Raw genomic sequence first — 11,974 nt, 5'->3', positions numbered from 1 at the left:
GATTCGCTGTCGCGACTGACTTTGGTGGACCTGAGGGGACTCGAACCCCTGACCCCCTGCATGCCATGCAGGTGCGCTACCAGCTGCGCCACAGGCCCAATCTCTGGGTTGTCACCGCTCCCGCGGCAACCCTTCGATGCTACTACATCTCACGGGGTGCGACGAATCCGTGCGCTCACTCGGGCGCGTCGGCACCCACGGCTGCGGGCAGACCGGTCGGGATCACCGGGCAGTCCTTCCAGAGCCGCTCCAGACCGTAGAACACCCGCTCCTGCTCGTGGAAGACGTGGACGACCATGTCGCCGAAGTCGATGAGGATCCAGCGCGCCTCGTGCTTGCCCTCCCGGCGGAGCCGCTTGACACCCTGCTCGAGCATCGCCTCCTCGACCGCATCCGCGATCGCCGCGACGTTGCGCTCGCTGTTGCCCGTGGCGAGCAGGAAGGCGTCGACCAGGGGCAGCGGCTCGGAGACGTCGAAGGCGACGAGGTCTTCCGCGCCCTTGCTCTCGGCCACGGCCGCAGCGATCTCGATCAGTTCGCGCGTGCGCGCACTCGTGGTCATCGGAATACTCCTGTCACAAGGGCGACGATGAGGGCGCCGGTGAGGGCGAGAGCGAGCGCTCCCGCCGTGATCACCAGAGCGAGCATCAATCGACTGCCCTTCTCGGGCGCCGGGGGCTTGATGATGTCCTCGGCGCTCTTGATGGTGCTGATCGCGGAACTCGCCGCGATGGGGGTCGGCGACGACGACGCGGGCAGCTCGCCGTCCACGAGGATCGCGTCGATGTCCTTGCCGTCCGACGAGCCCTGGGTCGTCCCGGCCGAGCCGAGCGACTCGGGCAGGGCGAACGTGCCGGTGATGAGGACCTCTCCGGTCGCCGTCACGGGCGAGGCGAACGATCCGGTGTCCGGCGTCTGCGAGAGGATCAGCGCGTTGGACGCAGAGATCGACCCCGTCGCGGCACTCCCCCGGCTGAGCAGCTGGTCGAAGGATGCCGGCAGCTCGATCTCGACGCCGTCGCCGGCGAGCAGCTCCGACCCGAACGTCGGCGCCACGACCGGGCGCTCCTCCTCGTCGTCGCCGGCATCCGTCGCGGCAGCAGCCGCCGCCTCGACACCCGACGGCGCCTCGTCGGCAGGTGCGGCCGGCTCGTCCGCCACCGGCTCGTCCGCCGCATGCTCGTCCTCGACGGGGATCTCGACGTCGGGCGCCTCGCTCTGCGCCTCGGCCAGCGCGTCCGCAGCGACCTCCGCCGCCACGACGGGCTCGACCGCGTCTTCCGGCTCCGCCGGCTCCGACTCCGGCTCCGAGACCTCGGCGTCCTCCTCGGCCGGCTCGGGTTCCGAGACCTCGGCGTCCGCCGCCGTCGGCGCGTGCTCCTCGGATCGCTCACCCTCCGACTCGCCCTCCGCGTGAGCGACCTCGGACTCGGCCTCGGCCTCGGCGGGAGCGACGACCTCTGGCGCCGCGTCGTCGTGCGACGCATCGGAGGCGTCCGCGTGCTCGCCCTGCGGATTCCCGTCCGCATCGATGACCGGAACGGACGCCGTCCGCAGCCGCTCCTGGCGACGCGCTTCACGACGGGTGAGCGCGGGCGCATCCAGGTCGACGTCGGCCGCGGCGGGCGGCTCGTCCGCGACGACGGCGGGTTCGGCGGCGCGCGGCAACGGAGCCGCGGGCTTCGGCTCCGCCGCGGCGGGGACGTCGTCCGGTGTGATCACCGGGGTCGAGGCGGTGTTGCGCAACTCGCGCAGCTGACGTCTGGTCAGCTGCGGCGCGCCGGGTTCGTCGGGTGTGCTCATGGCTCGCTCCGATACAGGTGGTGCTTCGCAATGTATTGGACGACGCCGTCGGGGACGAGGTACCACACCGGGTTTCCCTCACGAACCCGTGCACGGCAGTCCGTCGACGAGATCGCGAGCGCGGGGACCTCGAGCTGGCTGACGACCTCGCTGGGCAGCCCCTCGGTCGTCAGGACGTGGCCAGGACGCGACACCGCGACGAAGTGCGCGAGGTTCCACAACTCGTCGTGCTGCCGCCAGCCGAGGATCTGGGCGATGGCGTCGGCGCCGGTGATGAAGAACAGTTCGGCGTCGGGTCGCGCCGCCTTCAAATCGCGCAGCGTGTCGATCGTATAGGTGGGGCCGTCCCGATCGATGTCGACCCGGCTGACCGTGAATCGGGGGTTCGAGGCGGTGGCGATCACCGTCATGAGGTAGCGGTGCTCGCCCTCGGTGACCTTGGTCTTCTGCCAGGGGACGCCCGTCGGCACGAACACGACCTCGTCGAGGTCGAAGGACTGCGCGACCTCACTGGCCGCGACGAGGTGCCCGTGGTGGATGGGGTCGAACGTCCCGCCCATGACCCCGATGCGGGGCGCGCGCGCAGGAACCACGGGACCGGCCTCAGTGATGGCCGTGGCCCACCTGAGCCTGGTCGACGGGGTGCGCCTTGGCGTAGGCCTCGGCCTTGTGCGCGTGACGGTTCGCCACGTTCCGGTACGAGACGGTCACCAGACCGAGCGCGAGGAACACGACGAAGGCGATCGCGCCGTAGATGAACGTCTCCGCCTGCACGTTGCCGTGGTGCTCGGCTCCCTCGGCGGCGAGGACGAGGATCGTGGCGAGGGTCATTCGGGCTCCGTTCGGGTCAGCTGAGTCGAGTTTACGCGGTTCACGCCCGGATCTGACCGGATCCGCGGGCGAGCCACTTCGTGCTGGTCAGTTCCGGCAGGCCCATCGGGCCGCGCGCGTGCAGCTTCTGGGTGGAGATGCCGACCTCCGCGCCGAAGCCGAATTCGCCGCCGTCGGTGAACCGGGTCGAGGCGTTGGCCATCACGACGGCCGAGTCCACCTCCGCGAGGAAGCGCTCCGCCCGGGCATCGTCCGCGGTGATGATCGACTCGGTGTGGTGCGTCGAGTAGCGGCGGATGTGGGCGAGTGCGGCATCCAGGTCGTCGACGACGCGCATGGACAGGTCGAGGCTCATGTGCTCGGTGGCCCAGTCTTCGTCGGTGACGGGCACTGCCCCCGCGACGAGGGAGCGGACGTCGTCGTCGCCGTGGATCGTGACGCCGGCCTCCTCCAGCGCGGCCGCGACCGGCGGGATCAGCCGCTCGGCGGCGTCGCGCAGCACGAGCACCGTCTCGACGGCGTTGCAGACGCTCGGGCGCTGAGCCTTCGCGTTGACGACGATCTGCTCCGCCCACTCGAGCGGGGCCGAGCTGTCGAGGACGATGTGCACGACCCCCGCCCCGGTCTCGATGACGGGGACGGATGACTGGGTCACCACGGTCTCGATGAGCTGTGCGCTCCCGCGCGGCACGAGCACGTCGACCAGGCCGCGCGCCTGCATGAGCGCGTTCGCCCCGTCGCGTCCGAAGTCGTCGACGGTCTGGATCGCCTCGGGATCGATCCCGCGCGCCGCGAGCGCGCCGCGCATCACACGGACGAGCTCCGCGTTGCTCGACTGGGCGGCCGTACCGCCGCGGAGCACGACGGTGTTCCCCGCGCGCAGCGCCAGCGCCGCGATGTCGACGGTCACGTTCGGCCGGGCCTCGTAGATCGAGCCCACCACCCCGAACGGCACGGCGACCTTCTGCAGGGCCACGCCGTTCGCGAGCGTGCGCTCGTCGAGCACCCGCCCGACGGGGTCGGGCAGCTCGGCGACGGCCCGCACCGCCGATGCCAGTGCGCCGACCCGCGCGTCGTCGAGGCGCAGGCGGTCGAGCAGTCCGTCCGACAGGCCCGACTCGCGGCCGCGCGCGAGGTCCTCGGCATTCGCTGCGACGATCGAGGGCACGGATGCCTCGAGGGCGTCGGCGATCGCGCGCAATGCGTCGGCCTTCTCGGCGTCGCCGAGCAGGCCGACCGTCCGGGCCGCGTCCTTCGCGCGCTGCATGCGCTCCTGAGCGGTCGTCGCGGTGATCGTCATGGCGTCAGTCTATCGAGGCGGCCGAGGGTCGACCCGCCGGTCAGGACGCCGTCGCCGGCGCGCGCAGCGTGCCCGTGTGCGAGGTGGGCACGACGTCGGGGTCGGGCGCGAACCACGTCCCGATCGGCGCACCCGACAGCGCCTCGGCGACCAGGTCGGCACTCGTGACGAGCACGCCGATCCCGGCGGCGGCCGCGAGGCGGGCGGCACTGACCTTGGTCGCCGCTCCCCCGGTGCCGACGCTGTTGACGACGACGGATCCGAACTCGAAGCCCGCCAGATCGTCACCGAACGCGACCGTGTCGATCGGGCGTGCGCCCGGCTCGCTCGGCGGCCGGGTGTACAGGCACTCGATGTCGCTCAACAGCACGAGGGCGTCCGCACCGATGAGCTCGGCGACCAGGGCGGCCAGCCGGTCGTTGTCGCCGAAGCGGATCTCGTGCGTGGCGACCGTGTCGTTCTCGTTGACGATCGGCAGGATGCGCAGGCCGAGCAGCCGCTCCATGGCACGGCGCGCGTTGGAGCGGTGCGTGACGTTCTCCAGGTCACCCGCGGTCAGGAGCACCTGCCCGGCGACGATCTCGAAGGGCCGCAGCGCATCCTGGTAGCGGTAGATCAACACGTTCTGCCCCACGGCGGCGGCGGCCTGCTGCGTCGCGAGGTCGACGGGACGCTCGTCGAGTGACAGATAGGGCATTCCCGTGGCGATCGCGCCCGACGAGACCAGTACGACCTCGGTGCCGCGGGCGTGGGCATCAGCGAGAGCCTGGACGATGAGCCCGATCTTGTCGGCGTTCTCGCCGCTGATCGACGACGACCCGACCTTCACGACGACGCGGCGGGCACCGTCGATGCCCGAACGATCCCGGATGCTCACGACTCGTCGTCCTCCACCCCGTCGCCCTCCCAGGCGGTGTCGCCGGCGATGCGCTCGCTCTCGAGCTCGGCGCGGGCCTCCGCCTTGGCGTCCATGCGCTCGTGGTAGCGCTCGCGACGCTGCGACGTCGTGCGCCGCGGGTTGAGGTCGAGGCGCGGGTCCGTACCGCGCGGCGCCGTCATGAGCTCGGCGGCGGAGGAGAGCGACGGATGCCAGTCGAAGACGACACCGTCGCCCTCGCCGATCACGACGGTGGACCCCGCGACGGCGCCGACGCGGAACAGCTCGTCCTCGACGCCCAGCTTCTCCAGGCGGTCGGCGAGGAAGCCCACCGCCTCCTCGTTCTGGAAGTCGGTCTGCTGCACCCACCGCACGGGCTTGGAGCCCAGGATGCGGTAGAGGTTGCCGTAGGTGCCGCCTTCGACACGGATCTCGAACTCGCGCTCGGCACCCTTCGGGCGGATCACGACACGCTCGGGGACGGGTGCGGCGGCGAGCTCCGCGCGGTGGCGGGCGACGATGTCCGCAAGGGCGAAGGTCAGCGGACGCAGGCCTTCGTGGCTGACGGTGGAGATCTCGAACACGCGGTAGCCGCGGGCCTCGAGCTCGGGACGGACGAGGTCCGCGAGATCCTTCGCCTCGGGGACGTCGACCTTGTTCAGGGCGACGAGCTGCGGGCGCTCGAGCAGCGGCGTCTGTCCCTCGGGCACCGGGTAGGCTCCGAGCTCCTCGAGGATGACGTCGAGGTCGGTCAGCGGATCGCGCCCCGGTTCGAGGGTCGCGCAGTCGAGCACGTGCACGAGCGCCGTGCAGCGCTCGACGTGCCGCAGGAACTCGAGTCCGAGCCCCTTGCCCTCGCTCGCGCCTTCGATCAGGCCCGGGACGTCGGCCACGGTGAAGCGCACCTCCCCCGCCTGCACCACACCGAGGTTCGGGTGCAGCGTGGTGAACGGGTAGTCGGCGATCTTCGGCCGAGCGGCCGACACGGCAGCGATGAGGCTGGACTTGCCGGCAGAGGGGAATCCGACGAGAGCGACGTCGGCGACGGTCTTCAGCTCGAGGAAGACATCGCCCTCCCAGCCGGGGGTGCCGAGCAGGGCGAATCCGGGCGCCTTGCGCTTGGGGTTCGCCAGCGCGGCGTTGCCCAGGCCGCCCTGGCCGCCGGGCGCCGCGATGAAGCGGGTGCCGGGGACGATCAGGTCGGCCAGCACCTCGCCGTCCGCGTCCTTGACCACGGTCCCGACCGGGACAGCGAGCTCGAGGCCCTCGCCCTGGGCGCCGGAGCGGTTGTCGCCCATTCCGAAGCCGCCGTTGCCGGCGCTGCGGTGCGGCGAGTGGTGGTACGACAGGAGGGTCGTCACCTGCGGATCGGCGACGAGCACGACGTCGCCGCCGTGTCCGCCGTTACCGCCGTCGGGCCCGGCGAGGGGCTTGAACTTCTCGCGGCGCACCGACACGCAGCCGTTGCCGCCCTTGCCGGCACGCAGGTGCAGCGTGACGCGGTCGACGAACGTCACCATGTCGGTCTCCTTATCGAAAGAAGGCGAGGGGCGAGCTGATGCTCACCCCTCGCCGAAAGCGTGGATCGCGTCGTGCGGATTACTCCGCGGCCGCCACGATGTTGACGACCTTGCGGCCGCCCTTCGTGCCGAACTCGACCGCACCGGCCTCGAGGGCGAACAGGGTGTCGTCGCCGCCGCGACCGACGTTCGCGCCCGGGTGGAAGTGCGTGCCGCGCTGGCGGACGATGATCTCGCCGGCGAGGACCTGCTGGCCGCCGAAGCGCTTCACACCCAGTCGCTGGGCGTTGGAGTCACGACCGTTGCGGGTGGAGCTTGCGCCCTTTTTGTGTGCCATCTCTGCGTCTCCCGAGTCTTACTTGATGCCGGTGATCTTGACGCGCGTGAGGTCCTGACGGTGCCCCTGGCGCTTCTTGTAGCCGGTCTTGTTCTTGAACTTCTGGATCACGATCTTCGGGCCGCGCTCCTCGCCGAGGACCTCGGCGGTGACGGTCACCTTCGCCAGCTTGTCGGCGTCGGTCGTGACGGTGTCGCCGTCGACGAACAGCACGGCGGGAAGCTCGAGCTTCTCACCGATCTTCGCCTTCTGGCGGTCGAGAACGACGATCGTGCCGACCTCGACCTTTTCCTGCCGGCCACCGGCGCGCACAACTGCGTAAACCACTTCACACCTGTTTCTTCTGTGGAGCGCGGGGCTCCGAGTTGTCCCTGCGAGACGTGAACACCTCGAGGGGAAAGTCGCGGTGCGGACGACCGCCGGCGGGACCCGCGGCTGGACGGCAGTCACAGAAACGAGTCTGCGACGCGACGCACCAAGGGACTACTTTACCGGATGCCGGAGCATGAGGCAAAAGACGCCGTCGGGCGTGTCGGAGCTCTCACCCCGTCGCCGAGACGAGGCGCGAGATATGGAGACTGAGGTACATCGTCTCATCGGCGCTCAGGCGCGATCCCCCGAGCTCGAGCACGTACCTCACCCGCTGAGCGCACGCGTAGGCGCGAGGATGCGCCTCCCGGATCCCCTGCAGCAGCGGCGTGTTGTCGTCCGTGAACTGGGTGCCCGAGTCGATGCGCACGAACAGGTACCGTAGGTGCGTCACGAAGCGGCTGACGTTGAGCTCGCCTTCGCCGAGCGGCGTGTCCAGTTCTGCGGAGACGATGTCGAGCACCTGCCGGATGCGATTGGTCATCGCGATCGTCGCCTGCAGCCCGTCCGAGGCGAACTGCGCGTTGACGATGTGCAGCGCGAGCGAGGTCGCCTCATCGGGCGGGAGGCGCACGCCGAGCTCCGCATTGGCGAGGGCGACGGCCTCGCGTCCGACCGCGAGTTCGCGCGGATACAGCTGGGCGATCTCCCAGCGCAGCGGATAGTCGACCTCCACGCCCTCCTGCGCGCGGCGCACCGCGAACGCGAGGTGGTCGGCGATCGACAGCACGAGGCCCTGGGTGATGCGCGTGTCCAGCCGATCGTGCACCATCCGGGCGATCGCCGCGGAGCACTCGATCGTGTCCAGGGGGATGTCCGAGGCGACCGCCGCGAGCCGTTCGAGGCTGTGCGCGGGACCCGGGACGAACCTCTGGTCGACCAGCTCGTCGCCGAGCTCGTCCCCCGGCCTCCGGCCGTGCCCGATGCCCTTGCCGAGCACGACCGCCTGGGCGTGCTCCTCGTCGTCCACGATCACGGCGTTGTTGTTGAGGACGCGGATGACCTTCATGTCGATTCCTTCGCTTGCGGAGCGGACTCCCGAGCGCGCCGCCACGGCGCGCCCGGGGTCCGTCGGTCACTCCCCAGTGAGTGAGGCGCCGTCGGTCGCGATGACGCGCTCGTACCAGTAGGACGACGTCTTGCGTCGTCGCCCGAGGGTGCGGAGATCCTTCTCTCCCCGGTCCACGTAGATGAAACCGTATCGCTTGGACGATCCCTGGTGGGTGGAGATGAGGTCGATCGCCGACCACGGGCAGTACCCCATGACGTCGACCCCGTCGGCGAGGGCGAGCTGCATCTGCGCGATGTGGGCGCGCAGGTACTCGATGCGGTAGCCGTCGTGGACCACGCCGTCGGCATCGGGCTCGTCGAAAGCGCCGAGTCCGTTCTCGGTCACCAGGAGCGGCAGCCGATAGCGGTCCCACAGTGCGCGGAACGTCGTGCGGAAGCCGACCGGGTCGATCTCCCACCCGAACGCGTTCGTCGGCAGGTTCGGGTTCGTCGTCGCACGGTAGAGCCCGACCTCGCCCCGGACCATCTGCTGATCGCCCTTGCGGGCGAGCAGGTCCTCCGAGGTCCCGGTCGGGGCCGCCACCGTCTGCGTGGCGTAGTAATTGAAGGCGAGGAAGTCTGGCTTCGCGGCCGCCAGGATCTCGAGGTCGCCGGGCTCGATCTCGGGCTCCCAGCCGCGCTCGACCAGGTACGCCCACGCGAGCGAGTTGTATCGTCCGTGGACCGCCAGGTCGGTGTAGAGCCAGTTGCGGATCGCGTTCCAGTCGTCCGCGGCGACCACGTCCTCCGGCGTCCCGGTGGCCGGGTACACGAACGCGATGTTCGGCGCCGGACCGATCTTGGCGCCCGGGACCGTCTCGTGGCACAGCGCCATGGCGCGGGCCTGCGCGAGGAACATGTGGTGGTTCTGCTGGTAGAGCGCGCGCTGTGCGTCGCCCGCGTCCACGGAGGTCACCCCGAGCGCCGTCCCGTGCAGGATCATCATGTTCTGCTCGTTGATGGTGAGCCAGCGCGAGACCTTGCCGCCGTACTCCGCGAAGAGGATGCCGGCGTAGCGGACGAAGGCGTCGACCGTCGCCCGGCTGCTCCAGCCGCCCTTCTCTTCGAGTGCCTGGGGCAGATCGAAGTGGTACATCGTGACGATCGGCTCGATCCCGTGCGCGATCAGCTCGTCGATGACCGCGTGGTAGTGCGCGATGCCGAGCGGGTTGATCTCCCCGTGCCCGTCCGGGACGATGCGCGTCCAGGCGATGGAGAAGCGGTACGCCCGGAACCCGATCTCGGCCATCAGCGCGATGTCCTCGCGGAACCGGTGGTAGTGGTCGCTGGCCACAGCGAAGTCGGTGCGGCCCTCATGCGGCACGTGGTTCGCGTCGATGACGGACAGGCCCTTCCCGTCCTCGGCGGCGGCGCCCTCGACCTGGTAGGCCGAGGTCGAGCCGCCCCAGAGGAAGGTCGAGGGGAACGGGGCGAGGTCGCGGTACTGCATCAGCGCACCGTCCCCGCCTCGAGGACGGGCTCGCCGGCCTCGAGGAGACCGTCCGTGCCCGCGGAGAACGACGGTGAGACGTCCAGGTCGGCGCCGTTGACGATCACGACGATGGTGGTGGTGTCGATCCCCGCGGCGCGGATGGCGTCGAGGTCCGCCGTGGCGAGCGGGTCGCCGGCGCGCACCCGGTCGCCCACGGCGACCAGGGCGGTGAAGGGGGCTCCGCCGAGGGTGACCGTATCGATGCCGATGTGCACGAGCAGCTCGACGCCCGATGCGGTGCGGATGCCGTAGGCGTGACCCATCGCGACCATGATCTCCCCGTCGACGGGCGAGACGAACTGCCCCGAGGCGGGGCGCACGGCGAATCCCTCGCCCATCGCCCCCGACGAGAAGGCCTTGTCGTCGACCTCGGCGAGGTCGATGGCCGTGCCGGTGACCGGAGAGACGATGCGCAGCTCGCCCGCGACGGGCTGCTCGTCGTCCGATGCCGGAGCGGTGTTCTCGGCCTGCTCGCGGTCCGCGGCGATGTCGGCCTTGGACAGGCCGAAGAAGTAGGTGCCGATCGTCGAGACGATGAAGGCGACGACCGAGCCCGCGACGAGCCACAGGAAGTTGACCGGCGATCCGGAGGGATCGATGCCGATGGGCAGGGTCAGCAGACCCGGCGCGCCCGTCGAGAACACCTTGACTCCGCCCGCGCCGACGACTGCGCCGCCGATGGCGCCCGAGATGCAGGCGACGATGAACGCGCGCTTGCGCGGCAGGGTGATGCCGTAGATGGCCGGTTCGGTGATGCCGAAGATCGCGGCGAGGGTCGCCGAAGCGCCGAGCGCCTTGGTCTTCTTGTCGCGCACGCGCAGCGTGATCGCGAGGGCGGCCCCGGCCTGGGCGAACACCGCGGCGAAGGCCGCCGACTTCATGTAGTCGAAGCCGTTGGTGGCGATGTTGTTGATGAACAGCGGCACGATGCCCCAGTGGATGCCGAAGATCACCAGGACCTGCCACAGGCCGCCCATCAGGACGCCGAGGAGGATCGGGGAGAATCCGTACGCACCGGTCATCATGTCGGCCATGACCGCGCTGAGCCACGTGCCGGCGGGGCCCACCGTGAGGACCGTAAGCGGCACCATCACGACGAGCACGATGAGCGGGGTGATGAAGTTGCGGACCGCCTCGTGGATGACGCGGTTGGCGAGCCGCTCGAGGTGGCTCTGGAGCCACACGGCCACGATGATCGGGATCACCGAGGAGGTATAGGTCTGCAGCAGCACCGGGATGCCGAGGAAGTCGACGACGTTGCCGGCCCGCAGGAACTCGAGCATGGTCATCGGGGTCACCTGGCCGTCGATGAGCCAGTTGACGTTGACGAGGTTCGTGTAAAGCAGCGCCCCGGCGATCGTCATCGACGTGAAGACGCTCGCCCCGAACTTCCGCGCCGCGGTGACGGCGAGCATCATCGGCAGGAAGGCGAAGAAGGCATCCGCGGCCGCGTACAGCAGCTGGTAGGTGGGCGAGGAGGCCGTCATCACCTTCGAGGTCGAGAGGATGATCAGCAGGCCCTTGAGGATGCCCGTGGCCGCCATGACCCCCAGGATCGGGGCGAAGATCGACGAGACGATGTCGATGGCCCGCGACAGGATGCCGACCTTGGCCGCCTTCTCGCCGCCGGACGCCGAGGCGACGCCTTCGGAGAGCGATGTCGGCAGCGCCGCGTACACACGGGGAACGTTGTTGCCGATCACGACCTGGTACTGGCCTCCGTTCTCGACGACGGCGATGACGCCGGGGAGCGCCTGCGTGCGCTTCTTGTCCGCGCGGCCGCGGTCCTTCAGCGTGAACCTGAGGCGCGTCGCGCAGTGCACGACGCTCGTCACGTTCTGTTCGCCGCCGACGCTGTCGAGCACATCGCCCGCCAGCGCCGCATAGTCGATCGAAGCCATCGCGGCTCTCCTTCGTTCGTCATCGAACTCGTGGATCTCGAGGCAACAAAAAAGGCCCGAGCCGCACGAAGAGGATTCTCTTCGATTCGGCCCAGGCCTTGCCTCGCTCGAGACGAGTTACATACCGGTGCCCGCATCATCACAGATGCGACAATCCGACGGTAGCACATGGACGGGGCCCTCCGGAGCGCCGCGTGTCCTGCGTCGTAGCATGGGCGGATGGCGATCCTCATCGACGGCGCGCGCTGGCCCGCGCATGGCCGCATGTGGGCTCACCTCGTGAGCGACAGCGACCTCGAGGAGCTGCACGCGTTCGCCGCCCGCACCGGCATCCCCCCGCGCGCCTTCGACCGTGACCACTACGACGTGCCGGACGACGCCGTCGACCGTCTCGTCGCCGCCGGTGCGCACCCGGTGAGCGGGCGCGAGCTGGTGACGCGCCTGATCGCCTCCGGGCTGCGCATCACCGCCCGCGAGCGCCGGGACCGCTGAGG

Annotated in this window: 13 protein-coding genes and 1 tRNA gene; 1 reads left to right on the top strand and 13 read right to left on the bottom strand. The window is 70.0% G+C overall.

Translation table 11 applies throughout. From position 1 onward, the window contains the following. Positions 1 to 22: 22 nt before the first annotated feature. From WFI00_RS01655 to WFI00_RS01595, 13 genes are all read right to left on the bottom strand, one after another. A tRNA-Ala gene (locus WFI00_RS01655) sits at positions 23 to 98 on the bottom strand. Positions 99 to 175: 77 nt separating this feature from the next. Beyond that, positions 176 to 562, bottom strand: coding sequence for a ribosome silencing factor (gene rsfS / locus WFI00_RS01650; protein WP_336631175.1), 387 nt, complete (start codon positions 560 to 562; stop codon positions 176 to 178). After that, a complete protein-coding gene (locus WFI00_RS01645) occupies positions 559 to 1,803 on the bottom strand; it encodes a hypothetical protein (protein WP_336631176.1) in 1,245 nt (414 codons plus the stop codon). Before WFI00_RS01645 ends, rsfS begins: the two co-directional genes overlap by 4 nt. Beyond that, complete coding sequence (gene nadD / locus WFI00_RS01640) at positions 1,800 to 2,396, bottom strand: nicotinate-nucleotide adenylyltransferase (protein ID WP_336631177.1); 597 nt, start codon at positions 2,394 to 2,396, stop codon at positions 1,800 to 1,802. The genes WFI00_RS01645 and nadD overlap by 4 nt, the downstream gene beginning before the upstream one ends. A gap of 10 nt (positions 2,397 to 2,406) precedes the next feature. Then, on the bottom strand, positions 2,407 to 2,634 hold the full coding sequence (locus WFI00_RS01635) for a hypothetical protein (RefSeq protein WP_336631178.1): 228 nt from the start codon (positions 2,632 to 2,634) through the stop codon (positions 2,407 to 2,409). 40 nt (positions 2,635 to 2,674) lie between these two features. Next, on the bottom strand, positions 2,675 to 3,934 hold the full coding sequence (locus WFI00_RS01630; RefSeq protein WP_336631179.1) for a glutamate-5-semialdehyde dehydrogenase: 1,260 nt from the start codon (positions 3,932 to 3,934) through the stop codon (positions 2,675 to 2,677). A gap of 40 nt (positions 3,935 to 3,974) precedes the next feature. Next, entirely contained in the window at positions 3,975 to 4,811 is an 837-nt protein-coding gene (gene proB, locus WFI00_RS01625) for a glutamate 5-kinase (protein WP_336631180.1), read from the bottom strand. Then, a complete protein-coding gene (gene obgE, locus WFI00_RS01620; RefSeq protein WP_336631181.1) occupies positions 4,808 to 6,331 on the bottom strand; it encodes a GTPase ObgE in 1,524 nt (507 codons plus the stop codon). Before obgE ends, proB begins: the two co-directional genes overlap by 4 nt. 79 nt (positions 6,332 to 6,410) lie before the next feature. Beyond that, entirely contained in the window at positions 6,411 to 6,668 is a 258-nt protein-coding gene (gene rpmA, locus WFI00_RS01615) for a 50S ribosomal protein L27 (protein ID WP_204963532.1), read from the bottom strand. Between the two features lie 18 nt (positions 6,669 to 6,686). Continuing rightward, positions 6,687 to 6,995, bottom strand: a complete 309-nt coding sequence (rplU, locus tag WFI00_RS01610) for a 50S ribosomal protein L21 (protein WP_336631182.1) — start codon at positions 6,993 to 6,995, stop codon at positions 6,687 to 6,689. Between the two features lie 214 nt (positions 6,996 to 7,209). Then, positions 7,210 to 8,046, bottom strand: a complete 837-nt coding sequence (locus WFI00_RS01605; RefSeq protein ID WP_336631183.1) for a PRD domain-containing protein — start codon at positions 8,044 to 8,046, stop codon at positions 7,210 to 7,212. 66 nt (positions 8,047 to 8,112) lie between these two features. Then, positions 8,113 to 9,537, bottom strand: a complete 1,425-nt coding sequence (locus WFI00_RS01600; RefSeq protein ID WP_336631184.1) for a glycoside hydrolase family 1 protein — start codon at positions 9,535 to 9,537, stop codon at positions 8,113 to 8,115. Beyond that, positions 9,537 to 11,480, bottom strand: a complete 1,944-nt coding sequence (locus tag WFI00_RS01595) for a beta-glucoside-specific PTS transporter subunit IIABC (protein ID WP_336631185.1) — start codon at positions 11,478 to 11,480, stop codon at positions 9,537 to 9,539. Before WFI00_RS01595 ends, WFI00_RS01600 begins: the two co-directional genes overlap by 1 nt. Before the next feature lie 219 nt (positions 11,481 to 11,699). On the opposite strand from WFI00_RS01595, the gene WFI00_RS01590 reads away from it, so the two are divergent. Continuing rightward, positions 11,700 to 11,972, top strand: coding sequence for a DUF4031 domain-containing protein (locus WFI00_RS01590; RefSeq protein WP_336631186.1), 273 nt, complete (start codon positions 11,700 to 11,702; stop codon positions 11,970 to 11,972). Positions 11,973 to 11,974: the final 2 nt, after the last annotated feature.

Source organism: Microbacterium sp. MMO-56 (assembly GCF_037146215.1).
Lineage (GTDB): Bacteria > Actinomycetota > Actinomycetes > Actinomycetales > Microbacteriaceae > Microbacterium.
The sequence above is the reverse complement of the archived record's forward strand: the minus strand, read 5'-3'. Positions and strand labels throughout refer to the sequence as shown.